The organism is Streptococcus sp. 27098_8_91 (genome assembly GCF_041432385.1).
In the GTDB taxonomy this organism is placed as follows: domain Bacteria; phylum Bacillota; class Bacilli; order Lactobacillales; family Streptococcaceae; genus Streptococcus.
Genome location: NZ_JAPVZN010000005.1, coordinates 13,021 through 35,274 on the forward strand (window position 1 = coordinate 13,021; position 22,254 = coordinate 35,274).

The 22,254-nt window shown below is 39.5% G+C and carries 34 protein-coding genes; all 34 read right to left on the reverse strand.

Going from position 1 to position 22,254, the window contains the following annotated elements:
- Window positions 1-116: 116 nt before the first annotated feature.
- Window positions 117-1,790 (reverse strand): transcription antiterminator, encoded by a 1,674-nt coding sequence (locus tag O3611_RS05560; RefSeq protein ID WP_371608053.1) that lies wholly within the window; start codon window positions 1,788-1,790, stop codon window positions 117-119.
- 166 nt (window positions 1,791-1,956) lie between these two features.
- Window positions 1,957-2,664 (reverse strand): L-ribulose-5-phosphate 4-epimerase, encoded by a 708-nt coding sequence (locus tag O3611_RS05565; protein ID WP_371608054.1) that lies wholly within the window; start codon window positions 2,662-2,664, stop codon window positions 1,957-1,959.
- A gap of 1 nt (window position 2,665) precedes the next feature.
- Window positions 2,666-3,529, reverse strand: a complete 864-nt coding sequence (locus tag O3611_RS05570) for an L-ribulose-5-phosphate 3-epimerase (RefSeq protein WP_371608055.1) — start codon at window positions 3,527-3,529, stop codon at window positions 2,666-2,668.
- 3 nt (window positions 3,530-3,532) lie between these two features.
- Entirely contained in the window at window positions 3,533-4,198 is a 666-nt protein-coding gene (locus O3611_RS05575) for a 3-keto-L-gulonate-6-phosphate decarboxylase UlaD (protein WP_371608056.1), read from the reverse strand.
- Window positions 4,199-4,214: 16 nt separating this feature from the next.
- The gene (locus O3611_RS05580) at window positions 4,215-4,700 is read right to left on the reverse strand and encodes a PTS sugar transporter subunit IIA (RefSeq protein WP_061863925.1); all 486 of its coding nucleotides are present in this window, start codon (window positions 4,698-4,700) and stop codon (window positions 4,215-4,217) included.
- A gap of 76 nt (window positions 4,701-4,776) precedes the next feature.
- The gene (locus O3611_RS05585) at window positions 4,777-5,058 is read right to left on the reverse strand and encodes a PTS sugar transporter subunit IIB (RefSeq protein WP_000241466.1); all 282 of its coding nucleotides are present in this window, start codon (window positions 5,056-5,058) and stop codon (window positions 4,777-4,779) included.
- A gap of 22 nt (window positions 5,059-5,080) precedes the next feature.
- Entirely contained in the window at window positions 5,081-6,538 is a 1,458-nt protein-coding gene (locus O3611_RS05590; RefSeq protein ID WP_049548841.1) for a PTS ascorbate transporter subunit IIC, read from the reverse strand.
- Window positions 6,539-6,668: 130 nt separating this feature from the next.
- Window positions 6,669-7,292, reverse strand: a complete 624-nt coding sequence (locus O3611_RS05595; protein ID WP_315640102.1) for an HI_0552 family protein — start codon at window positions 7,290-7,292, stop codon at window positions 6,669-6,671.
- Between the two features lie 55 nt (window positions 7,293-7,347).
- Window positions 7,348-8,304, reverse strand: coding sequence for an RNA-binding cell elongation regulator Jag/EloR (jag, locus tag O3611_RS05600; RefSeq protein ID WP_371608057.1), 957 nt, complete (start codon window positions 8,302-8,304; stop codon window positions 7,348-7,350).
- Between the two features lie 14 nt (window positions 8,305-8,318).
- Entirely contained in the window at window positions 8,319-9,146 is an 828-nt protein-coding gene (locus O3611_RS05605; protein WP_371608058.1) for a YidC/Oxa1 family membrane protein insertase, read from the reverse strand.
- A complete protein-coding gene (gene rnpA, locus O3611_RS05610) occupies window positions 9,121-9,492 on the reverse strand; it encodes a ribonuclease P protein component (protein ID WP_371608059.1) in 372 nt (123 codons plus the stop codon). Before rnpA ends, O3611_RS05605 begins: the two co-directional genes overlap by 26 nt.
- Window positions 9,493-9,812: 320 nt before the next feature.
- Entirely contained in the window at window positions 9,813-11,150 is a 1,338-nt protein-coding gene (locus tag O3611_RS05615; RefSeq protein ID WP_049504880.1) for a PFL family protein, read from the reverse strand.
- A 9-nt stretch (window positions 11,151-11,159) separates the two neighbouring features.
- On the reverse strand, window positions 11,160-11,426 hold the full coding sequence (locus O3611_RS05620) for an ACT domain-containing protein (protein WP_000644115.1): 267 nt from the start codon (window positions 11,424-11,426) through the stop codon (window positions 11,160-11,162).
- Between the two features lie 464 nt (window positions 11,427-11,890).
- Window positions 11,891-12,277 carry a 50S ribosomal protein L17 gene (gene rplQ, locus O3611_RS05625; protein WP_000331493.1) on the reverse strand — a complete coding sequence of 129 codons (387 nt, stop codon included), beginning with the start codon at window positions 12,275-12,277 and terminating at the stop codon, window positions 11,891-11,893.
- Between the two features lie 11 nt (window positions 12,278-12,288).
- A complete protein-coding gene (locus O3611_RS05630) occupies window positions 12,289-13,224 on the reverse strand; it encodes a DNA-directed RNA polymerase subunit alpha (protein WP_000568996.1) in 936 nt (311 codons plus the stop codon).
- Between the two features lie 42 nt (window positions 13,225-13,266).
- Window positions 13,267-13,650: a 30S ribosomal protein S11 gene (gene rpsK / locus O3611_RS05635; protein ID WP_001118385.1), complete on the reverse strand. Its 384-nt coding sequence runs from the start codon at window positions 13,648-13,650 to the stop codon at window positions 13,267-13,269.
- 17 nt (window positions 13,651-13,667) lie between these two features.
- Complete coding sequence (rpsM, locus tag O3611_RS05640; protein WP_000090783.1) at window positions 13,668-14,033, reverse strand: 30S ribosomal protein S13; 366 nt, start codon at window positions 14,031-14,033, stop codon at window positions 13,668-13,670.
- A gap of 17 nt (window positions 14,034-14,050) precedes the next feature.
- On the reverse strand, window positions 14,051-14,167 hold the full coding sequence (rpmJ, locus tag O3611_RS05645; RefSeq protein WP_001808836.1) for a 50S ribosomal protein L36: 117 nt from the start codon (window positions 14,165-14,167) through the stop codon (window positions 14,051-14,053).
- Between the two features lie 24 nt (window positions 14,168-14,191).
- Complete coding sequence (gene infA / locus O3611_RS05650) at window positions 14,192-14,410, reverse strand: translation initiation factor IF-1 (protein ID WP_001029883.1); 219 nt, start codon at window positions 14,408-14,410, stop codon at window positions 14,192-14,194.
- Between the two features lie 117 nt (window positions 14,411-14,527).
- Complete coding sequence (locus O3611_RS05655; protein WP_248035749.1) at window positions 14,528-15,166, reverse strand: adenylate kinase; 639 nt, start codon at window positions 15,164-15,166, stop codon at window positions 14,528-14,530.
- A 155-nt stretch (window positions 15,167-15,321) separates the two neighbouring features.
- Window positions 15,322-16,632, reverse strand: coding sequence for a preprotein translocase subunit SecY (gene secY, locus O3611_RS05660; RefSeq protein WP_000465391.1), 1,311 nt, complete (start codon window positions 16,630-16,632; stop codon window positions 15,322-15,324).
- 12 nt (window positions 16,633-16,644) lie between these two features.
- Window positions 16,645-17,085, reverse strand: coding sequence for a 50S ribosomal protein L15 (gene rplO / locus O3611_RS05665; RefSeq protein ID WP_000766079.1), 441 nt, complete (start codon window positions 17,083-17,085; stop codon window positions 16,645-16,647).
- Between the two features lie 146 nt (window positions 17,086-17,231).
- Window positions 17,232-17,414: a 50S ribosomal protein L30 gene (gene rpmD / locus O3611_RS05670; protein ID WP_000057243.1), complete on the reverse strand. Its 183-nt coding sequence runs from the start codon at window positions 17,412-17,414 to the stop codon at window positions 17,232-17,234.
- Between the two features lie 13 nt (window positions 17,415-17,427).
- Window positions 17,428-17,922: a 30S ribosomal protein S5 gene (gene rpsE, locus O3611_RS05675; protein ID WP_000874203.1), complete on the reverse strand. Its 495-nt coding sequence runs from the start codon at window positions 17,920-17,922 to the stop codon at window positions 17,428-17,430.
- Window positions 17,923-17,939: 17 nt separating this feature from the next.
- Window positions 17,940-18,296: a 50S ribosomal protein L18 gene (rplR, locus tag O3611_RS05680; RefSeq protein WP_000624044.1), complete on the reverse strand. Its 357-nt coding sequence runs from the start codon at window positions 18,294-18,296 to the stop codon at window positions 17,940-17,942.
- An 83-nt stretch (window positions 18,297-18,379) separates the two neighbouring features.
- A complete protein-coding gene (gene rplF, locus O3611_RS05685; protein ID WP_000086625.1) occupies window positions 18,380-18,916 on the reverse strand; it encodes a 50S ribosomal protein L6 in 537 nt (178 codons plus the stop codon).
- A gap of 186 nt (window positions 18,917-19,102) precedes the next feature.
- Complete coding sequence (gene rpsH / locus O3611_RS05690; protein ID WP_000245504.1) at window positions 19,103-19,501, reverse strand: 30S ribosomal protein S8; 399 nt, start codon at window positions 19,499-19,501, stop codon at window positions 19,103-19,105.
- 284 nt (window positions 19,502-19,785) lie between these two features.
- Entirely contained in the window at window positions 19,786-19,971 is a 186-nt protein-coding gene (locus O3611_RS05695; RefSeq protein WP_001085699.1) for a type Z 30S ribosomal protein S14, read from the reverse strand.
- Between the two features lie 17 nt (window positions 19,972-19,988).
- Entirely contained in the window at window positions 19,989-20,531 is a 543-nt protein-coding gene (gene rplE / locus O3611_RS05700) for a 50S ribosomal protein L5 (RefSeq protein ID WP_000013542.1), read from the reverse strand.
- A gap of 23 nt (window positions 20,532-20,554) precedes the next feature.
- Entirely contained in the window at window positions 20,555-20,860 is a 306-nt protein-coding gene (gene rplX, locus O3611_RS05705; RefSeq protein WP_000497691.1) for a 50S ribosomal protein L24, read from the reverse strand.
- 83 nt (window positions 20,861-20,943) lie between these two features.
- Entirely contained in the window at window positions 20,944-21,312 is a 369-nt protein-coding gene (gene rplN, locus O3611_RS05710) for a 50S ribosomal protein L14 (protein WP_000616548.1), read from the reverse strand.
- A gap of 25 nt (window positions 21,313-21,337) precedes the next feature.
- Entirely contained in the window at window positions 21,338-21,598 is a 261-nt protein-coding gene (rpsQ, locus tag O3611_RS05715) for a 30S ribosomal protein S17 (protein ID WP_000440801.1), read from the reverse strand.
- 24 nt (window positions 21,599-21,622) lie between these two features.
- The gene (gene rpmC / locus O3611_RS05720; protein ID WP_000772918.1) at window positions 21,623-21,829 is read right to left on the reverse strand and encodes a 50S ribosomal protein L29; all 207 of its coding nucleotides are present in this window, start codon (window positions 21,827-21,829) and stop codon (window positions 21,623-21,625) included.
- 9 nt (window positions 21,830-21,838) lie between these two features.
- Complete coding sequence (gene rplP / locus O3611_RS05725; RefSeq protein ID WP_000960948.1) at window positions 21,839-22,252, reverse strand: 50S ribosomal protein L16; 414 nt, start codon at window positions 22,250-22,252, stop codon at window positions 21,839-21,841.
- Between the last annotated feature and the right edge of the window lie 2 nt (window positions 22,253-22,254).

Here is a 22,254-nt window from a genome sequence, read left to right on the forward strand (position 1 = left end):
TTGAAATCCTCCATATTTTGTTCAAGTTTTCATTTCATACTTAGTATAACACCGACCGAAATATTAAAAAAGACCAAGAAAAACACAGGTTTGTGTTCATCATTGGACTGTGATATTTATGATTCATCTAAAAAAGCTTGTATGACTAATTCTTGGTTGATTAAGAGTTGAATTTCTTCCTGTAATTTTGCTGCAACGTGTTTATCAGATATATAGGTGCCGATAATGGTTGATAGATTGTCCTTGAAGGTTCGACCGTCTTTTCTAAGGACCTTATTCTTCATAAAGTCTGTTATGCGTAAAATATCTTCTGCCTCAAGTATAGGATTTACCTTTAATACAGGGAAGCGACTCTCAAGTTCATCGTTTGTTGTGATCAGTAAATCAACCTGAGTAATATCCTCCACGCTTTTGAACTGCTCAGTGGTAAAGACTGCCCCAATCTGTTCGTTTGGAAGATAGAAGCGACATTGTTTAAGTAAGAGTTTAGAAACGCCCACACCTTCATCACACACAATATAAATCTTCTTGGTATTGTTTTGAATCGATGGAGTATACTTTAAAAATCCTCCAACGTGAATGGTCAGATAGGCAATCTCATCATCCGTCAATCGAATCTGCCAGGCTTCTTCTAGCACTTCAGCACATTTTTTTGTAATTACGAAAAGCTCACTATACTTGGAACGAATCTGCCTAGTTAAAGGATTTTTTGAGAAGATCCCATAATTTTTTCTAAATAGTAGAGCCTTACAATGAATCACGAGATTCCTCAACAAGTCTTCTTTCTGTTCAATCTCCATTCTGGTTTGGGATTCAAAATACCAAATAAACTCTTCTAAAGCCATTCTCAAATGCTGAAAATCTTTACTTTCTGCATGGATGTCTCGATCTTTTCGATAGGATAACAAAAGAATGGCTAACAGAGATCTATCTAATTCTGAAAATGAGATTCCAAATGTTTCAAACAAGCGTTCTCCTAGTTTCTTAGACACCTGGTATTCTATCCTCTTTCGAATCAATGAAAATTCTTGATCAATTTCTTGATGTTTATCTTGATTTCGAGTAACGGTATCACACCCTAGTAGAAGATAGGGAAGAACCTGTAACATAAATGTGACTTCGTGATGGTTTATTTTTTTCCCCAAATCTTGCTCAACCAACGGAACCTGTTTTTTGAGAAATTGATTGATCTCATCGGAAAGAAGCATCTCACCGTCTAATCGTTCCTTGATCTTTTCCTCTAAAATAGCAACAAAGGCTGGATTTTCTTCCATAAAGATATGATAGAGAAGGGATTGAAGATACTGGATTTTATTTAGAGGATGTGCATTTAGATAGTAACCGCGAGATTTACTAACTTGAAGCGTTACTTGATACTGCTCTAGTGTCAGCTGGTAACGAATAGTATTTAAATCATTTAGGACCGTATTTCGAGAGACTTCTGTTAATTCCATGAGTTTTTCAAGCGTGATTCTCTCTTTGGAAATACCAATCAGAAGGAGCATCAGCTGCATCCGCTCGTTGGCACTCATGATGTAATCATAAGAATCAACTTCGTCTAATAATTGACGACAAGCTTCTCTTTGTTCATCGGTCAAGTAAATACCAATCCGAGGCAGACTGATGATATGCAAATTCTCATCATCCAAAGCATCATTGATTTTATCAATGTGATAGTAGATTTTTCTTCGAGATTGAGCTAGATCTTTCGAAATCGTCATAATCGTTTTGGACGTTTCTTGATCCATCAAATATTGAAGCAAGTCACAGCTCGCCTTATCTAAAACCATAATTCATACTCCTATATTTGTCAATCGCTTCCAAAACAACTTTATAATGGTATCACATTCGTACAGACTTTGCAATTATATGCTGTAAACTCCTAACAGTGGATACTTACAACTACAAAAGCGAGGCTTGGATCGAAAGGTCCTAGCCTCTTTTCAATTCAATTTCTTATTTTTTTTGACCGTAATAAGCATTTGGTCCATGTTTACGTTGGTAGTGTTTTTCTAGGATGTACCGAGGAGCAGGTTCAACTCTTGGATTGATTTGCTCTGTAAAGCGATTCATCTTAGATACTTCCTCTAGTACAACAGAGTGATAGACAGCATTCTCTGGGTTTTTGCCCCAGGTGAATGGACCGTGATTACGTACGACAATCCCTGGTACTTCAACAGGGTTGAGACCACGACGTTCAAACTCTTCTACGATAACCAGGCCAGTATCTTTTTCATAGGCCACTTCTACTTCATCCTTAGTCAAACTACGAGCGCAAGGGATTGAACCGTAGAAGTAGTCTGCATGGGTTGTTCCGTAGAAAGGAATATCACGACCTGCCTGAGCCCAACCAACGGCTTCAGTCGAATGGGTATGGACCACACTAGCAATCTCTGGCCAAGCCTTATATAACTGCACATGAGTTGGAAGATCAGAAGATGGTCTTAAATCTCCTTCTAGAACCTTGCCATCCAGGTCAGTTACCACCATATTTTCAGGTGTCAATTCGTCATAATCTACACCTGATGGTTTGATAACAATGACACCGAGTTCGCGATTGACTTCCGATACATTGCCCCAGGTAAATTTAACAAGTCCATGTTTTGGCAATGATTGATTGGCATCACAGACTCGTTTACGCATATCATTAATTACTTGATTCATCTTACATCAGACCTGCTTTCTTAATAAGTGGGTAGAGAAAGGCTTGGGCCTCTTGAATGGCTGCGCGTGTCTCTTCTACAGTTTCACAATTTTCAGACCACATTTCGATTAGGAAAGGTCCATTATAATTAGTTTGTTTTAAAATATCGAAAGCTTCTTCCCATTTGACACAACCTTGCCCAAAAGGTACATCTCGGAACTGGCCCTTTGAACTTTCTGTCACTGCATAAGTATCCTTGAGATGGAGAGCTGCGATGGCATGATGGCCGAGATAAAACTCACTGTAGACATCATTATGCCATGCAGACACATTACCAATATCTGGATAGACAAAGAGGTAGGGAGAGTCAATCTCTTTTTCTACAGCCAAGTATTTTTCGATGCTATTGATGAAAGGATCATCCATAATTTCGATGGCAAGTACCACCTGAGCTTCTTCTGCCCAGTCACAAGCTTTTCTCAAATTTTTAATAAAACGTTGGCGTGTCTGGGGTGACTTTTCCTCATAGTAAACATCGTAACCAGCTAATTGAATCGTGCGAACTCCCAAATCCTGAGCTAATTCGATACATTTTTTCATGAGTTCCAGAGATTTTTCCTCTAGAACTGGATCATTTGATCCCAATGGGTAACGACGATGACCTGAAAAACAGATCGAAGGAATACGAACTCCAGTCTCATAGATCGCTTTGACAATATCCAAGCGCTCGTCCTTACTCCAGTCAAGTCTGGCTAAACGCTCGTCTCGCTCGTCAATAGACATCTCGACAAAATCAAAACCTAACTCCTTGGCAAAATTCAAACGTTCTAGCCAGGTAAAGTGTATCGGGGTTGCCTTTTCATAAATTCCAATTGGACGTGCCATGGTTTACCCCCAAATTCGTTTGATTTCATCCTTGAAGGCACGCGCTGCTCCTGCTGGATCGGGAGCCTCTGTAATTCCACGACCTGCAATAAAGGTAAAGACATCAACGCCTTCAAAGAGTTTGAGAGTATCTACATCTAGACCACCTGTTACAGAAACACGGAAGCCCATGTCAATGAGTTTTTTAACCTTATTAAGGTCTTTTTCACCCCAAGTTTCACCAGCAAGAAGGGCATCACGAGATTGGTGATAGATAGCTTGTGAGATACCTGCATCTAGCCAAAGCTGAGCTTGTTCAAAAGTCCAATCACCATAAAGCTCGATTTGGATTTCTCCTCGGTCTCCACGTTCAGCCTTGATAGCCTTTAGAGCTGCTTCCATAGTAGGGATGGTTGCACAACAGATACAAGTCATCCAATCTGCTCCACGAACGGCATTATTTTTGGCAACTGTTCCACCAGCATCGGCACATTTTGTGTCTGCCACAATAATCTTATCTGGGAAAAGGCTACGTAAGACTTCAACCAGTTCACTTCCAACTTGAAGCAAGCAAACAGTTCCAGCTTCGATAATATCTACTTCCTGACCAACAGAAATAGCTGCTTTAATTGCTCCTTGCAAGTCTGAATGGTCTAATGCAACTTGTAAATTAGGTATTCTTTTTGTCATCTCTTTATTCCTCTTTCTAACTTTCCAAATCCAATCCTTCGAGATAAGGGCTATCCTTAGATTCTTCAATCATCGCCAAGACATCTTCTTTAGTTTGGCAAGCCTGTAAACGTGCGATAGAATCTTCTAATTCAAATAAGGCAATGATTTGTGGAATGGCTACACTTGTGTGAATTTTTGAGCTTGTTGCAGCTAGTGCCAACAAAACAGAGACCTCTTTCCCATCTGAAAATACAACAGGATTTTGCAAGGTAATCAATGAAAAGGCATCTCTTTGCACTCCAGCTTCAGGTCTAGCATGGGGCATAGCCATACCTGGCATCAAGATATAGTAAGGACCATACTCTTCAGTCGATTCGATAATAGCATCGTAATACTCTGGCAAAATCGCCCCACTTTCAATCAAGGGATCTACTGCTACCTTGACTGCTTCTTTCCAATCGTTAGCCTCTAAACCTAGTCGGATCGAGTCATTGTCAATTAAAGCTTGTTTTAAATTCATATCTGCCTCCTTTATTTAAAGAGGGAGAAGGACAGAAACGATAACTCTCAGTTTCTGTCCAGCCCCCTCCAACCTTTTACTGTAGCGCTTGACTGAGTTTTTCTGTGATTTCTTTATCATCCATCAAGTTGTCAAGCCCAATTAACTTCCCATTAGTCCGACCTTCCAATTCTTGGATTAAATGAAGAGAAGCGATTACGATGTCATAGCCTGCTGCTAAACCTTTTGCTTCACCGACACTGCATGAATTGACTGTAAAGTCTGTTTGATTAAGCTTACGGAGGGCATTTTCAACCTTCATCTTGATAACCATAGATGAACCCATTCCATTTCCGCACGCTGCTAATACTTTAACCATTTTATTTCTCCTTTTCTAGACACTAAGCTTCTTCTTGAACTTCACCCTTGTAATATTTCTCTTTATCTTTTGCTTTTGCAAATTGAAGTTGAGGAATAACGAGCAAGAAGAGACATACAAGTACATAACCAACAATACCGAGATATTTGAAGATATAACCAAATCCAAGCCATGGGAATTCAAAGTCGATATTTCCATGGTAACCACCGTAAGATGCTAAGTCGAGAAGGGCTACACAGAGAGCTCCTAGAGCAACTTGGAGGACACCTGAAATGAAGGATAGGATAACGGCTGCTTTCCATCCGCCACGCTTATCAGCATAGACCGCGATGGCTGCATTATCAAAGAACACTGGTACAAATCCTGTAATAATAAGGATAGGGTTTTTAAAGACGATAAGCAAGACAATTGTGATCAATTGACCAATCAAACCAAAGGCAAATCCTGACAAGACCGCGTTTGGAGAACCAAATCCATAAGAAGCTGCAACGTCGACCGCTGGGAATGAACCTGGCAACAATTTGTTTGAAATACCTTGGAAGGCATTTGTCAACTCAGATACGAACATGCGGACACCTTGCATCAAAACAAACAAGTAAACTGAGAAGGTGAAGGCTGTTTGGATAATGTACATAAAGAAATCTTGTTTTGCAGGATTGAATAGAGTTCCTGAAGTGATGACTTCTTTATTAGACATAATATCTGGACCCAAGATTAACAGAATGGCTCCAAAGAATACGAGCATCAAAGTAGCAGATGCAACAACAGTATCATGGAAGATTGAGAGGAACTTAGGCAATTTAAGATTGTCTAGACTTTCTTCTTTCTTACCAAAGCGTCCTGCCACTTTATCTACAAACCAGATTGCAAATTGTTGTTGGTGACCAATCGCAAATCCGCCACCACCAGTCAGACGTTGAGTTGCCTCAACAGTCATATTTGAACTAACTGCCCAGTAAAGGCCACAGATGATACCGATTGCTGCTGTACCATAAGCATTTCGCAATTGTGGGACTAAGAATAGAACCATAAGAGATACAGTCGCAGCTTGTTGTACCATGATGTGACCAGTAATAAAGAGGGTTCTTACTTTCGTAATCTTGCGTAGAGCTACAAGCAAGATATTTACTCCAAAACCGATCAACAGAGCTGTAGTTGCAGTTCCGACAAAATCTGGAAATTCAGCTGCAATTTTGTTGTTTGCTGCAGCAAGTCCAAAGTAAGGGTCGATAACCGCTGCACCAATTTGGAATTTGTAGTTAAGGGCTGCCAAGATTGGACGGAAGGTTGTAACCAAACCACCAGCACCCACGTTGAGCAACATATATCCTACTGTTGCTTTAACGAAACCTGAGAAAACGTCATGAGCAGGTTTTTTCAAAAGTGCATATCCTATCAACACCAATAAACCTACGAAAAATGCGGGATTCTGCAAAATATTGCTAGAAAACCAATTTAGAACACTTGAAATGACTTCCATAATTGTTCTCCTTTTGAATTGTTTTTGTAAGTTTATTATATAATGTGAAAACGGAAACAAAAAGACCAAGAATTACACAGCGGACTGTTCACTCTTGGACTGTATGATTTATGATATTTTACGGCTTATCTTATTTTCTCGTAGCTAGATAAAAGGGAAGAATTGTTTCATAAGATTCCAGTAGAGCTTCTAGGATTTCTTCTTCAGATGAATTTTCGGCCACTGGAACATCCGATTTAACTAAAACTTTGCGAACTTCCTGATGGGAGATTTTTTTCCTTAAAACTCGGCGATTTTCCTCAGTAGCCTCCATCCTTTGACTTTCTCCCTCTGAGTATACTAAATAATAAATTCCTTCTACCACTGGAACTTCTAGGACCTTGGCTTGTTTGCCTAATGTTCGCTCATCCTTCTTACGTTCAATAAAACTCACTTCTAGTGAAACTCCAAAATCAGAAGGGTTTCCATACAAACGAAGGGCCAACATAGGTTCTGACACTTCCCCCTCACGCTGTAGATAGGCCCAGAAATGCGGTCGCAAACGTTGGGCTTGATTCATCCACTGACTCGTCCCTTGAAGGTTCCATTCTGGATGTCCTTCTTGAAAAGCCTTGGCTAAGTGTGTAAAGACCTTTCTAGCCTCCTGCCCCTTACTCCTCAAATAAAGCATTTTTTCAACTTCTTGACCTGCCTTCTCTGGTTTTTGATACTGTAAGCCAGAGAAAGCTAGATATTCTCTCATTGTATTCAACATAAGATCAACCTCCCTTAGATAGCAAAAAATCAGGGTGCCCCTGATTTTGCTTTGATTATTCTGTATCAACCACAACGTAACGATTTGGCTCATCACCTTCTGAATAACTAGTGATACCCTCCATACGTGAAATAATACGATGGATGATTTTACGTTCGCTGCTAGACATTGGATCAGTCACCTGACTACGCCCCTCTTCTAGGACACGTGTAGCTAACTTCTGTGCATAGCTCTGCAAGACTTCTGCACGGTGCTCTACATAATCATTAACATTGATGGTAATATAGAAGGTTCTTGAATAGCGGTTATAAAGATAATTTTGTGCTAAGAGCTGAAGAGATTTCAAAACCTTACCATGGTAACCGATAATACGACCCGGTTCATTGGTATCAATTTGCATATTGATAGAACGGCGATTTGAAGTGCTTGAGATTGCTCCCTCAACATCCATATCATCAATAATACCTTGAACATAGTTGGTTACTTCTTCGACCACCTGGTCAATATCATAGGTCGGTTCAATCTTCAAACCTAGATTTTCTAAATCATCATTCTGCTCGACTTCTTCCTGCTCTTTAGATTCTTCTGGCAGTAAATCTTTTAGAATGGCAATATGACCAGTCTCCTCTAAAATTGTACTAGCTTCTTTCTCATTTTTAAGAATTTCGGCCTTAACTTCTTCAGAGATCCCTTGTCCTTCTTCCTCGATTTTTTTGATTGCTTCAACAACATGGCCTAAGTCTACTGTTGCTTCACTAACAGTCTTAACGGGTTCGTTCTTAGCATTAACTTCCTTTGGAACTCCCTTAACTGCTTGCTGATTTGCCTTCACAACAGTTGTCTCACTAATTGCTTCGATATCAACTTGCGCTGGTTTCTTCCCAAAAAGGCCAAAGAAACCTTTTTTCTCCCTTGAGACAACCTTGATATGCGCCTTCATTCTAGGAATCCCCAATTCCTTTAATCCCGTTTGGATTGCTTCCTCAACAGTTGAACCTGTAAATAATACCATTACAAGATTCCTCCTTACTTTTTCTTTTTCTGTGCTTTCTTGAGAGCTTTTCTCTTCTTGATTTCTAAATCCTTCCTAGCCTGTACTCCCGCCTCACGCTCTGCAATAATCTTAAATGGATTGTTGAGCAAATAGGTTTGGAGCACCTGATAAGCATTGGATACCGCCCAGTATAAGGCAACCCCACTTGGTGAATACATGGCAAAGAAGAAAATCATGACTGGCATTGCATACATCATTCCTGTCATAGCACCATTTTTCTCAACCATGGCCTTATTGGATAACCAGGTGCTAAGGAAAGTAAAGATAGCTGCCAGAATAGGCAAAACAAAGGTCGTATCAACACCACCAAGGTTAATCCATAAGAAATGACCCGTTTTTAGAAATTCTACCCTACTCAAAGCTTGGAACAAGGCCAACAAGACTGGCATTTGGATTAAGATTGGCCAAAGAGAAGCTGACTGCTTCACACCATGTTGCTTGAACAACTGACGCATTTCTTGATCCAGCTTGGTACGGCTCTCCATATCCCGTCCCGGATAACGTTCTCGCAACTCCTTAACAAGTGGTTGTACTTCTTGCATCTTTCTAGATGCCACCATTTGTATCTGAAAGACTGGTAAAAGAATGGTTCTGATTAAAAGGGTAAATAAAATAATCCCCAGACCAATACTTGTATCAAATGATAAAAAGCGAATAGTTTCAGCAAAAAAATAAACAAATTTACTCCAAAAACCTGTTGATTCAGCTGTAATCTCACTCGTCGTACCACTAGCCGTGCAGGCGCTCATCACAAATAAAGCAAGCACCATTAAGCTAGTCAACTGTAATTTCTTTTTCACTCCCATTTCCTTCCTGGTAAATCTTTGATAACTTTAATACGTGAAGTAGATTTTTTTCCATTTCCGCGTAGTCCAAGATTTCAACACCTTTTCGAGCAATCACAACAAAATCTACATTTTCAACCAGCTGATCTTTATGTTCAATCAGAATATGTCGAATTCTTCTCTTGATCTGATTCCTCGTGACAGCGTTTCCTAATTTTTTACTGACAGATAGTCCAACTCGAAAATGCTGCTCATTATTTTCTAATCGATAAATAACAAATTTACGATTAGCAAAACTCTCCCCTTTTTTAAATATTGCACTAAAATCTTTCTCTTTTTTTACACGAAAGCGTTTTTTCAAAATTCAACTCCATCTATTAAAACTACTACTATTATACCATAATTTTTCAAAAAGCCAATCATAGCAAGGTTTTAGCCCATTTTACAGAATGAAAAAACTAGTTTTATCCTTTAAATCATCTTATTCTTGAATAAATTTATAAATTTGAACATGCTACTTTCTCTTGAGATAAAACAAAAGTCACCCTTTGGAGTGACTTTTGTAGGAGATTATTATGAAAAAGTTAGGATTTTAATTAAATAAAGTTAGGAGGTCTTTATTTAATAATAGTAGTATACAGGTCTATCCTTAAATCCAACTTAAACAGATTCCACTTCTTTTTAATTTTTAAAACTATGGATTGGAGCCGGGATTTGTCCTCCACGTGCAATAAAATCAACAGATGATGCACCGTTGACCTTCATGACTGGAGCTGTTCCTAAAAGGCCACCAAATTCAATCATATCGCCTTCTTTTCCTTTTGGAATAATACGTACAGCAGTTGTTTTCATGTTGATGACTCCGATAGCAGCTTCATCCGCAATCATTGCCGCAATCGTTTCTGCAGGTGTATCCTCAGGAATGGCAATCATATCCAAACCAACTGAACAGATAGCCGTCATAGCTTCTAGTTTTTCCAAATTAAGAGAGCCATTTTGCACAGCAGCAATCATTCCCTCATCCTCAGAAACAGGGATAAAGGCACCAGACAAACCACCCACTTGATTGCAGGCCATAACTCCGCCCTTCTTAACTTGGTCGTTCAAGAGAGCCAAGGCAGCAGTCGTTCCATGAGTCCCAACTGTCTCTAGCCCCATTTCTTCAAGAACACGAGCTACAGAATCACCCACTGCCGGAGTTGGAGCTAAACTCAAATCTACAATCCCAAAATCAACTCCGAGGCGCTCACTAGCCATTTGACCAACCAATTGACCAATACGGGTAATCTTGAAAGCTGTTTTTTTAACAGTTTCAGCAACAACATCAAAGCTCTGACCTCGAACCTTTTCCAAGGCACGTTTGACAACACCCGGTCCTGAAACACCTACATTGATGATGACATCTGCTTCACCTACACCATGAAAAGCGCCTGCCATAAAAGGATTGTCCTCTACCGCGTTGGCAAATACAACCAATTTAGCCGCCCCCATATCAGATAAAGAAGCTGTTTCCTTGATAATGCGTCCCATATCCGCTACTGCAGTCATATTGATGCCCGATTTGGTAGAACCGATATTTACTGATGAACAAACCTTATCCGTTTCTGCCAAAGCACGAGGAATGGAGTTGATAAGGATTTCATCACCTTTTTGATAACCCTTTTGTACCAAGGCTGAAAAACCACCAATGAAGTCAACACCAATTTCTTTCGCAGCTTTATCCAGTGCTTTAGCCAAGACTACATAATCCGTCGCATCGGTAGCAGCACCAATCAAGGAAATTGGAGTAACTGATACCCGTTTATTTACGATGGGAATGCCCAACTCAGCCGCAATTTCATCCCCAACAGCTACTAAATTAGCTGCTTTTGTAGTAATCTTTTCATATATTTTTTCTGCAGCACGATTGATATCTGGATCGATACAGTCCAAAAGGGAAATCCCCATGGTAATGGTTCTAATGTCAAAGTTTTGCTCCTCAATCATGGCGATTGTTTCGGTAACTTGTCTAATATCCATAAATACCTCCTAGATATTGTACATAGCATCAAAAATAGCTGCACTTTGAATATTGATTTTGACATTCAAAGTCTGACCAAAAACCTCAAATTCGTTTCTAAGATGTGTAAAATCTTGTTTTTCATCACTAGATACCACAGCCATCATAGTAAAGAATTCGTCTAAGACTGTTTGTGAGATATCATCAATATTTAAGCCTAATTCAGCAATTTTTGTCGCAACACCTGCAACAATTCCAGATTTATCTTTACCAACAACAGTAATAATAGCTTTCATGATTAAACTCCATTTCTAACACAGAACGATATCCATTTTGGACAAAAATAAAATGAAAAAGGAGGATAGAATAACTAAATCACTTAATAGTGAACAATTATCCAAGTTGAAATCCTAAAAAAATCTCTTAGTTGATCTTGTACCAGGCTAGTATTTTTTACCAAGTCGCTAGTTTAGAACTTGAAACTGATAATATATTGGCTCATAACCTCTTTATAGAATATTTTTGAAAAAATGAACATTGTCGATTTTCTTTTTCAATAGTATAGCATATTTCTTAATAAAATACTCAAAAACGCCTGCTTACGAAATTGTTCTTAAGTAAAAAACAATTTCGTAAACAAGCGTCTACCTTATCATCTTATGATGAGTGTTCCCGCTAGGACATAAGTCCTAGCGGTAGACCAGAGCTAGACTAAGAGCACAAGACTCCATCATCATAACACTCAACAAAATTGATGATTTTATACTAATTCGATGATCGCCATTGGCGCTGCATCACCACGACGTGGTTCAGTTTTAAGGATACGAGTGTATCCACCGTTACGCTCAGCATAACGAGGTGCGATTTCTGAGAACAATTTTTGAAGTGCTGTAGTAGAAGTGTACTTATCAGTTGCTTCATCATAGTTTTCAGATGCGATTTCATTACGTACGAAAGCAGCTGCTTGACGACGTGCATGCAAATCACCACGTTTACCTAGAGTAATCATTTTTTCAACAGTTTTACGGATTTCTTTAGCACGAGCTTCAGTTGTCACGATTGATTCGTTGATCAAAAGGTCAGTTGTCAAATCGCGAAGCATTGCTTTACGTTGTGAGCTAGTGCGTCCTAGTTTACGGTAAGCCATTTATTCCTCCTTTATTTATCTTTTAATCCAAGACCCAAATCAATGAGTTTGACTTTCACTTCTTCCAAACTCTTGCGTCCAAGATTTCTTACTTTCATCATCTCTGCTTCAGATTTTTCTGTCAAATCATGCACAGTGTTAATACCGGCACGTTTCAAACAGTTATATGAACGCACAGACAAGTCAAGTTCCTCAATCGTACGTTCCAAGATACGGTCGTCCGATTCAGTATCAGCTTCTTTCATCACTTCTGCTGACTTAGCAATCTCTGTAAGATTTGTAAACAAATCAAGGTGCTCTGTCAAGATACGTGCTGAAAGCCCTAAAGCATCTTCTGGAATAATTGTTCCATTAGTCAAGATTTCAAGGGTTAATTTGTCGAAACCATCATTGCTACCTACACGAGCAGGTTCAACTTGATAGTTGACTTTTGTAACTGGTGTATAAATAGAATCTACAGCAAGTGTTCCAACTGGTGCATTATCTTTTTTATTTTCATCAGCAGGTACATATCCACGACCACTGTTAACAGTCATTGTCGCCTTTAGAGAAGAACCTTCACCGATTGTAAAGAGATAATGATCTGGATTTACAATTTCAATGTCGCTATCTGTCAAGATATCTCCAGCTGTAATTTCAGCAGGACCTTGCACATCTAGTTCAATGATCTTTTCGTCTTTAACGTAAGATTTTACTGCAATACCTTTGATGTTCAGAATGATTTGCATCACGTCTTCGCGAACACCCGGAACTGTATCAAATTCATGCAATACACCTTCGATATTGATAGATGTTACAGCAGCCCCTGGAAGAGAAGCTAGAAGTACACGACGAAGAGAGTTACCAAGTGTTGTACCGTAACCACGTTCAAGCGGTTCGATTACAAACTTGCCATAATCTTTATTTTCATCAATTTTTGTTATATTTGGTTTTTCAAACTCGATCATTTAGTTACTCCCTCTTAAACGAAAAGCAGTGTAAGGTTATGATTATACACGGCGACGTTTTGGAGGACGAGCACCATTGTGTGGCACTGGAGTCACATCACGAATTGCTGTTACTTCAAGACCAGCGGCAGCAAGAGCACGAATAGCTGACTCACGACCAGAACCTGGACCTTTAACAGTAACTTCAACTGACTTAAGACCGTGTTCTTGTGCAGATTTAGCAGCAGCTTCTGAAGCCATTTGAGCAGCAAATGGTGTAGATTTACGAGAACCTTTAAAACCAAGAGCACCAGCTGATGACCAAGCAATTGCATTACCATGCACATCAGTAATCATAACAATAGTGTTATTAAATGTAGCGTGAATATGAGCAATACCAGATTCGATATTCTTTTTCACACGACGTTTACGTGTTGGTTTAGCCAAGACTTTTACCTCCTATATTATTTTTTCTTACCAGCAATCGCAACAGCTTTACCTTTACGAGTGCGAGCGTTGTTTTTAGTGTTTTGTCCACGGACAGGAAGTCCACGACGGTGACGGATACCACGGTATGAACCGATTTCCATCAAACGTTTGATATTCAAGTTAACTTCACGACGAAGGTCACCTTCAACTTTAATTGCATCCACTTCACGACGGATAGCATCTTCTTGATCTGGTGTAAGATCGCGAACACGTACATCTTCTGAAATTCCAGCAGCTGCCAAGATTTTCTTAGATGTTGGAAGTCCGATACCGTACACATAAGTCAATGAAATTACTACGCGTTTGTCATTTGGAATGTCAACTCCAGCAATACGAGCCATGTTTTCTCCTTTCTATCTTATCCTTGACGTTGTTTGTGTTTTGGATTTGCTGGGCAAATTACCATAACACGACCATTACGACGAATTACTTTACAGTATTCGCAAATTGGTTTGACCGATGGTCTTACTTTCATTTCTTATCCCTCCAAGTTTTTCGATTATTTAAAGCGGTAAGTGATACGTCCACGTGTCAAGTCATATGGACTCATTTCGACAGTAACACGATCTCCCGCTAAAATACGAATATAGTTTTTACGAATTTTACCAGAAACTGTTGCTAAAATCTGATGTCCATTTTCAAGTTCAACCGTAAACATTGCATTCGGCATAGTATCAACTACTTTACCTTCAACTTCAATCACATCGTCTTTTGCCACGCAAAAGTACCTCCATAAATTTCGATTTGATGCCTCTAGACACAGAGACAACAATTATAAGTCAGACTAACTCAGTATAACATTTGTAGAGACATTTTGCAAGCATGAAAAACGCTTTTATTTCAATTTTGTCAATACTTTTTCGATATCTGCAAAGACATCATTGATATCTTGGTTACCTTCGATATCATGTACCAAACCTTTTGCACGATAGTGGGCAATAATTGGTTCACCTTGGGCAATATTAACATCCAAACGACGTTTTACTGTTTCAGGTTTGTCATCTTCACGTTGGTAATAGTCTTCTTCTTTGTAGTCAACTGGTGGGTTGAAAACTTTATGGAAAGTTTCGCCAGTTTCACGGTGAATGATACGACCACTCAAACGCTCCAAAAGACTATCTGGATTTACTTCGATGTTAATAACACCTTCAAGCTCAATCCCTAATTCAGCTAAAGTTTTATCCAAGGCATGAGCTTGTTCAATTGTACGTGGGTACCCGTCCAACAAGAAACCAGTTTCTTTAATGTCATCTTGTGAGAGACGCTCTTTCACGATACCATTTGTAACTTCATCTGGAACCAACTCGCCTTTGTCGATATATGACTTAGCTAAGACACCCATTTCAGTTTGATTAGCCATTGCTGCACGGAACATATCTCCTGTTGAGATATGAGCAACATGAAATTGTTCAACAATTTTTGCTGCCTGTGTACCCTTACCTGCACCAGGTAAGCCCATAATCAAAAGATTCATGATTCAAACTCCTTTTTTGTTTTTAAATAGAAGCAAAAATTCATTTCAACTCCTATTTAAAAACAAAATAGAAGAGAGGAGATAAAAATCTGACAAGGTCTTTGATTTTTAAACTCCACTCTCTGAGCAATAGTGAATTTTCTTTTCTATTACAATTATTCTGTTGTATTCATGAAACCAACATACTTACGTTTCAATAAATAACCTTCCAATTGTTTAATTCCTTCAATACCTGTTGAGATAATGATCAAAAGACTTGTTCCCCCAAAAGCAACGACTTCTGAAAGACCGAATAAATCCTTAGCTACAATAGGTAAAATAGAAATGACACCTAGGAAGAGGGAACCGACTGTTGCGAGACGACGAAGAAGTTTTGACATATACTCTTCTGTCCCTTTACCAGGACGGACTCCGTGGATATAAGCACCGCTCTTTTGCAAATTTTCTGCTGCCTTCTCTGGATTAATCTGTACAAATGTATAGAAGAATGTAAAGAGGATAATCAACAGAGCGTACAGAGCGATACCTGTAGGGGCTGTTGTAGATAGCAACTCCTGAGCACTACGTACCCAAGCCCAATCAAGACCAGATGCACTTACAAATTGTAAAATTGCCGCTGGTGCTGCTGTAATTGAGCTAGCAAAGATAACTGGAATAACTCCTGCAGGGTTAATCTTCAATGGAAGATAGGAACTTGATGGTGCTCCTTGAGCTACCTTAGTATACTGAATTGGTATCTTATATTCAGCTTGTTGAACATAAGTTGTAAAGTAAACAATCAATAAGACTGCTACAATTAAGATAGCAACAAAAATGAGGGATGAAGTCAAGCGACTGCTTGGTACATTGACAAAGTAGTCAACATAAATTCCCTTGATCATATCAGGAATTGAAGCAACAATCCCCGCAAAGATAATCATGGAAACACCATTTCCATAACCCTTATCAGTAATTTGCTCTCCCAACCAAGTTACAATCATACTACCCGCTGTTAGGATTGCTCCAATCACAAGGAAAACTTGTGGTGTTAAAGGAACAGTCAAAAGTTTGGCTCCAGATAAAGCATTAAAACCAGCAGTAATTCCGATAGATTGCACGAATGCAAGAACAAGGGCAATATATCGAGTTGCCTGGTTCAACTTTCTACGACCAACTTCCCCTTGTTTGCCCCACTCTACAAACTTTGGTAATAAATCCATTTGTAAGAGTTGGACAACGATAGAAGCAGTAATGTATGGACTAACACCAAGTGCAAAAACTGAAAAGTTTTTCATGGCATTACCAGACACCAAACTTAACATATTTAGAAAAGATAGACCACTCAAAGCATTCAAGCTATTGGCATTCACCCATGGAACCGTAATGCTAGTCCCGATACGGAAGACAAAGACGATAAAAATTGTAAAAAGAATTTTTGATCGAACTTGCTTGACTTTGAAGGCTTCTCTCAATAATTTAAAAAACATAGGTCACCTCTCTTAGATGACTTCTACTGAACCACCTTTAGCAGTGATAGCTTCTTCAGCTGATTTAGAGAATTTAGCTGCTTTTACAGACAATTTCTTAGTCAACTCACCGTTACCAAGAATTTTGATACCTGATTTTTCAGCTTTAACAATTCCTGATTCGATAAGAACAACTGGAGTTACTTCTGCACCATCTTCAAAGACGTTCAATTGGTCAAGGTTAACAATTGCGTATTCTTTAGCGTTGATGTTAGTGAATCCACGTTTTGGAAGACGACGGAACAATGGAGTTTGTCCACCTTCAAAACCAAGACGTACTCCGCCACCGCTACGAGCTTTTTGACCTTTTTGACCACGACCAGATGTTTTACCGTTACCTGATGAAGTACCACGACCAACACGGTTACGAGTTTTACGAGAACCTTCTGCAGGTTTCAATTCATGAAGTTTCATTATATATTTTCTCCTCTTTTGTAAAATGCTAGCGCCGATAAGAGAGAAAAGGTTGTCTCTCCTATCAACTCGCCTATACGTTTGTCATCAAAGATGACTATATCTAGTTTTAGGGGATGGTATACTGCACATCCCCTAAAATTTAATTAGTTTACTTCTTCAACTGTTACCAAGTGAGATACTGCAGTAATCATACCACGTACTGCTGGGTTATCTTCTTTAATAACAGAGCTGTTCAATTTGCCAAGTCCAAGTGCTACAACAGTTTTACGTTGTGATGGAATGCGTCCGATTGGAGACTTAGTCAAAGTAATTTTAATTTGAGCCATTTTATCCCCTTTCTTATGCCAAATCAGAAACTGAAATACCACGAAGGGCAGCAACTTCTTCAGCGCGTTTCAATTGTTTCAAACCTTCAACAGTTGCACGAACAATGTTGATTGGAGTATTTGAGCCAAGAGATTTAGATGTAACATCAGCTACACCTGCCAACTCGATAACGGCACGAACAGCACCACCAGCGGCAACCCCAGAACCTTCTACAGCAGGTTTCAACAATACTTTAGCTCCACCGAATTCTGAAATAACTTCGTGTGGGATTGTTGTTCCAACCATAGGAACTTCGATCAAGTTTTTCTTAGCATCTTCTACTGCTTTGCGGATTGCTTCTGGAACTTCTTGAGCTTTACCAGTACCAAATCCTACGCGACCGTTGTGGTCACCAACGACTACAAGAGCTGCAAAACGAAGACGACGTCCACCTTTAACAACTTTAGTAACACGGTTAACAGCAACTACGCGTTCTTCTAATTCAACTGCATTGTCTTTAAATGCCATTTTCTAGTGTCCTCCTATTAGAATTTCAATCCGTTTTCACGAGCTGCATCAGCCAAAGCTTTCACACGTCCGTGATATAGATATCCACCGCGGTCGAACACCACTTCTGAAATACCTTTAGCGTTTGCACGTTCTGCAACGAGTTTACCGACAGCAACGGCTTGTTCAGTTTTTGTTCCTTTTGAAACTTCTTTGTCAAGAGTTGAAGCACTTGCGAGCGTTACACCCGCTACGTCATCAATAACTTGAGCGTAGATGCCTGTATTAGAACGGAATACGTTCAAACGTGGGCGATCAGCAGTTCCAGAGAGTTTTCCGCGAACGCGACGGTGGCGTTTTTGGCGGAGTTTGTTTTTATCTGGTTTAGAAATCACAGTTTTCACCTCTTTAGTTTTAAATCGTGTGCTATGCACAAAGTTGGAAACGATATTGATGGCTGAAAATCAACCACTCAATATTATTTACCTGTTTTACCTTCTTTAAGACGAACATATTCGCCAACGTAACGGATACCTTTACCTTTGTATGGTTCTGGTGAACGAAGGCTACGTACGTAAGCAGCTGTTTGACCAACTACTTCTTTTGAAATTCCGCTAACAACGATTGTTGTTGGGTTTGGAAGTTCAAAAGTAATTCCTTCTGGAGCCTCAACTTCGTCTGGATGTGATTTACCAACAGCCAAAACAAGTTTTGATCCTTGAAGTTGTGCACGGTAACCAACCCCACGCATTTCAAGTTGTTTCTTGAATCCTTCTGATACACCAATAACCATGTTGTTCAAAAGAGCACGAGTAGTTCCGTGGATAGTTTTCATTTCTTTTGAATCGTTTGGACGGTGAAGAGTTACTTCAGTACCTTCCACACGAATTTCAATATCTTTTGAGAACTCACGAGTAAGTTCTCCTTTAGGTCCTTTTACAGTTACAACGTTGTCATTGTTAGTGATTTCAACACCAGCAGGCAACACGATAACTTTATTACCAATACGTGACATGTTTTTATTCTCCTGTTAAATTGTCAGGCCAGAACGGCCAGTTTTCACGGGGTTAAATCGATTTCTCGATTTGAAGGAACATTTAGGTTTCAATTCAAAGTGAATCTAGGCATCGTCTCGCAGACATAACTTTGGGTTAGGCAAGAGACGATAACGACGAGTCACAAAGAAATTGGGAGCTAAATATTACCAAACGTAAGCGATAACCTCACCACCAACGTTCTTTTGGCGTGCTTCTTTATCAGTAAGCAAACCTTCAGAAGTTGAAAGGATAGCAATTCCAAGACCGTTAAGTACTTTTGGAAGGTCTTCACGTTTTTTGTAGACACGAAGTCCTGGTTTAGAAACACGTTTCAAGTTTGTGATAACTTTTTCACCGTTTGGTCCGTATTTAAGGAATACACGGATGATGCCTTGTTTGTCATCTTCGATGATTTCTACGTTCTTAACAAAACCTTCGCGTTTAAGGATTTCAGCAATCCCTTTTTTGATGTTTGATGCAGGTACTTCAAGTACTTCGTGTTTTGCTTGGTTAGCGTTACGAATACGAGTTAGGAAGTCTGCGATTGGGTCAGTCATAACCATTTTATTTTTCTCCTCTTACTAGTAGTTTGCAAGTTGCACTTGCTAGTTAATACATGATACAAAGAGCGTAACAGCAAGAGCAAAAATAGACAATTTGATGCAGGAGCGATGCTCCAAAGCAAATTGATCTTTTTTGCCAAAGCTGTAGCTCGTGTTCAAATTGGCAAGCCCAACTGAACCCGGGCTAAACTCTGTGTGAAAAAGATAAACTTTTCTAGAAACTAAAGTTTCTTCGTCAAGTTTCCTATTTTCACTTGGAGTTTTGACGCCCTTGATATCTTAAATTACCAAGATGCTTTTGTTACACCAGGGATTTGACCTTTATATGCCAATTCACGGAAGCAAACACGGCAAAGTTTAAACTTGCGGTAAACTGAGTGTGGACGTCCACAACGTTCACAGCGAGTGTATGCTTGAGTAGAGAACTTCGCTGGGCGTTTGTTCTTAGCAATCATAGATTTTTTAGCCATTAGTTATACCTCCTATATTATTTTGCAAAAGGCATTCCAAGGCCTGTAAGCAATGCACGTGACTCTTCGTCAGTGTTAGCAGTAGTTACGATAACGATGTCAAGACCACGAGTTTTGTCAACGTCATCAAAGTTGATTTCTGGGAAGATCAATTGTTCTTTCACACCAAGAGTGTAGTTTCCGCGTCCATCAAATGATTTTGTAGGAACACCGTGGAAGTCACGTACACGTGGAAGTGAAACTGAAACCAATTTGTCCAAGAATTCGTACATACGTTCACCACGAAGGGTAACTTTTGCACCGATCGCAACACCTTCACGAAGACGGAAGCCGGCGATTGATTTTTTAGCTTTAGTGATAAGTGGTTTTTGACCTGAGATAAGCGCCAATTCTTCAGCAGCTTTTTCAAGGCTTTTAGCGTTTGATACAGCTTCACCAACACCCATGTTCAAAACGATCTTATCTACTTTAGGCACAGCCATCACTGATGAGTAGTTGAATTGTTCTGTCAAAGCAGGAACTACTTCATTAAGATATTTTTCTTTTAAACGATTTGCCATTATACTTCTCCTTTCCTTCGTGATTAATCAAGCACTTCGCCTGATTTTTTGTTGTAGCGAACTTTTTTACCGTCTACAAATTTGTAACCAACACGACCAGCTACACCGTTTTTGTCCAAAACTTGAACGTTTGATACGTGGATAGCTGCTTCCTTCTCGATGATACCACCTTGAGGAAGTTCGTTAGTTGGACGTTGGTGTTTCTTAACGATATTAACACCTTCAACGATAACTTTGTTTACTTTTGGAAGGGCAGTAAGGACAACAGCTTCTGTTCCCTTATCTTTACCAGCGATTACGCGAACTTTGTCGCCTTTTTTTACAAACATTTTTTTCTCCTTTTATTCTTACGCCCAATGGGCACCCTGGCTAAGCCAGGGGACTGTGTTTGTTTGTTTTTGCTCTGTGAAAATTAAAGTACTTCTGGAGCAAGTGACACGATCTTCATGAAGCCACCTTCACGCAATTCACGTGCAACTGGGCCAAAGATACGTGTTCCGCGAGGAGTTTTATCTTCACGGATGATAACTGCTGCGTTTTCGTCAAATTTGATGTATGAACCATCAGCACGACGAGCACCTGATTTAGTACGAACGATAACTGCTTTAACAACGTCACCTTTTTTAACCGCACCACCAGGAGTAGCTTGTTTTACAGATGCCACAATAACATCACCGATGTTCGCAAATTTACGTTTAGAACCACCAAGAACTTTGATAGTCAAGATTTCGCGTGCACCGCTGTTGTCTGCGACTTTCAAACGAGTTTCTGTTTGAATCATTTCAGTTTTCTCCTTTCAGGTTTGATTAGATGATAACCGCTTCTTCAACGACTTCTACAAGACGGAAACGTTTTGTAGCTGAAAGCGGACGAGTTTCCATGATACGTACGATATCGCCTTCTTTGGCAACATTGTTTTCATCATGTGCTTTGTATTTTTTAGAGTAGTTAATACGTTTACCATAGACTGGGTGGTTACGTTTTGTTTCAACTACAACTGTGATTGTCTTGTCCATTTTGTCAGATACAACACGTCCAACAAGAACTTTACGATTATTGCGTTCCATTGAAATTTCTCCTTCCCTAGTCTATTATTTCGCTTCAGATTGAACTGTTTTGATACGAGCGATTTGTTTTTTAACTTCTTTCAAGCGGGCTGTTTGTTCCAATTGACCAGTAGCAGCTTGGAAACGAAGTTCAAACAATTCTTTTTTCAATTCGTTTTCGCGCTTCGCGAGTTCTTCTTGAGAAAGACCACGAAGTTCTTTAACAAATTCTTTTACTTCATTAAGTTTCATGCCTTCTCCTTATTCTGCTTCACGTTTTACGAATTTACATTTAACTGGCAATTTGTGGCTTGCAAGACGAAGAGCTTCGCGAGCGATCTCTTCAGATACACCTGCAACTTCAAACATTACTTTACCACGTTTAACTGGTGCTACCCAACCTTCAGGTGCCCCTTTACCAGATCCCATACGAACCCCGATAGCTTTTGCTGTGTATGATTTGTGTGGGAAGATTTTAATCCAAACTTTACCACCACGTTTCATGTAACGAGTCATGGCGATACGAGCAGCCTCGATTTGGCGGTTAGTGATCCAGTGGCTAGTTGTAGCTTGAAGGCCGTATTCACCGAATGCTACTTCTTTTCCACCTTTAGCTTCACCGCGCATTTTACCACGGAATTCACGACGGTGTTTAACACGTTTAGGTACTAACATTG

Excerpts from the sequence above, each read along its gene's own strand:
- O3611_RS05560 (WP_371608053.1), bottom strand. The coding sequence starts at position 1,790 with ATGGTTTTAGATAAGGCGAGCTGTGACTTGCTTCAATATTTGATGGAT.
- O3611_RS05565 (WP_371608054.1), bottom strand. The coding sequence starts at position 2,664 with ATGAATCAAGTAATTAATGATATGCGTAAACGAGTCTGTGATGCCAAT.
- O3611_RS05570 (WP_371608055.1), bottom strand. The coding sequence starts at position 3,529 with ATGGCACGTCCAATTGGAATTTATGAAAAGGCAACCCCGATACACTTT.
- O3611_RS05575 (WP_371608056.1), bottom strand. The coding sequence starts at position 4,198 with ATGACAAAAAGAATACCTAATTTACAAGTTGCATTAGACCATTCAGAC.
- O3611_RS05580 (WP_061863925.1), bottom strand. The coding sequence starts at position 4,700 with ATGAATTTAAAACAAGCTTTAATTGACAATGACTCGATCCGACTAGGT.
- O3611_RS05585 (WP_000241466.1), bottom strand. The coding sequence starts at position 5,058 with ATGGTTAAAGTATTAGCAGCGTGCGGAAATGGAATGGGTTCATCTATG.
- O3611_RS05590 (WP_049548841.1), bottom strand. The coding sequence starts at position 6,538 with ATGGAAGTCATTTCAAGTGTTCTAAATTGGTTTTCTAGCAATATTTTG.
- O3611_RS05595 (WP_315640102.1), bottom strand. The coding sequence starts at position 7,292 with ATGTTGAATACAATGAGAGAATATCTAGCTTTCTCTGGCTTACAGTAT.
- jag (WP_371608057.1), bottom strand. The coding sequence starts at position 8,304 with ATGGTATTATTTACAGGTTCAACTGTTGAGGAAGCAATCCAAACGGGA.
- O3611_RS05615 (WP_049504880.1), bottom strand. The coding sequence starts at position 11,150 with ATGGATATTAGACAAGTTACCGAAACAATCGCCATGATTGAGGAGCAA.
- O3611_RS05620 (WP_000644115.1), bottom strand. The coding sequence starts at position 11,426 with ATGAAAGCTATTATTACTGTTGTTGGTAAAGATAAATCTGGAATTGTT.
- rplQ (WP_000331493.1), bottom strand. The coding sequence starts at position 12,277 with ATGGCTTACCGTAAACTAGGACGCACTAGCTCACAACGTAAAGCAATG.
- O3611_RS05630 (WP_000568996.1), bottom strand. The coding sequence starts at position 13,224 with ATGATCGAGTTTGAAAAACCAAATATAACAAAAATTGATGAAAATAAA.
- rpsM (WP_000090783.1), bottom strand. The coding sequence starts at position 14,033 with ATGGCTCGTATTGCTGGAGTTGACATTCCAAATGACAAACGCGTAGTA.
- rpmJ (WP_001808836.1), bottom strand. The coding sequence starts at position 14,167 with ATGAAAGTAAGACCATCGGTCAAACCAATTTGCGAATACTGTAAAGTA.
- O3611_RS05655 (WP_248035749.1), bottom strand. The coding sequence starts at position 15,166 with ATGAATCTTTTGATTATGGGCTTACCTGGTGCAGGTAAGGGTACACAG.
- secY (WP_000465391.1), bottom strand. The coding sequence starts at position 16,632 with ATGTTTTTTAAATTATTGAGAGAAGCCTTCAAAGTCAAGCAAGTTCGA.
- rplO (WP_000766079.1), bottom strand. The coding sequence starts at position 17,085 with ATGAAACTTCATGAATTGAAACCTGCAGAAGGTTCTCGTAAAACTCGT.
- rpmD (WP_000057243.1), bottom strand. The coding sequence starts at position 17,414 with ATGGCTCAAATTAAAATTACTTTGACTAAGTCTCCAATCGGACGCATT.
- rpsE (WP_000874203.1), bottom strand. The coding sequence starts at position 17,922 with ATGGCATTTAAAGACAATGCAGTTGAATTAGAAGAACGCGTAGTTGCT.
- rplF (WP_000086625.1), bottom strand. The coding sequence starts at position 18,916 with ATGTCACGTATTGGTAATAAAGTTATCGTGTTGCCTGCTGGTGTTGAA.
- rpsH (WP_000245504.1), bottom strand. The coding sequence starts at position 19,501 with ATGGTTATGACTGACCCAATCGCAGACTTCCTAACTCGTATTCGTAAC.
- O3611_RS05695 (WP_001085699.1), bottom strand. The coding sequence starts at position 19,971 with ATGGCTAAAAAATCTATGATTGCTAAGAACAAACGCCCAGCGAAGTTC.
- rplE (WP_000013542.1), bottom strand. The coding sequence starts at position 20,531 with ATGGCAAATCGTTTAAAAGAAAAATATCTTAATGAAGTAGTTCCTGCT.
- rplX (WP_000497691.1), bottom strand. The coding sequence starts at position 20,860 with ATGTTTGTAAAAAAAGGCGACAAAGTTCGCGTAATCGCTGGTAAAGAT.
- rplN (WP_000616548.1), bottom strand. The coding sequence starts at position 21,312 with ATGATTCAAACAGAAACTCGTTTGAAAGTCGCAGACAACAGCGGTGCA.
- rpsQ (WP_000440801.1), bottom strand. The coding sequence starts at position 21,598 with ATGGAACGCAATAATCGTAAAGTTCTTGTTGGACGTGTTGTATCTGAC.
- rpmC (WP_000772918.1), bottom strand. The coding sequence starts at position 21,829 with ATGAAACTTAATGAAGTAAAAGAATTTGTTAAAGAACTTCGTGGTCTT.
- rplP (WP_000960948.1), bottom strand. The coding sequence starts at position 22,252 with ATGTTAGTACCTAAACGTGTTAAACACCGTCGTGAATTCCGTGGTAAA.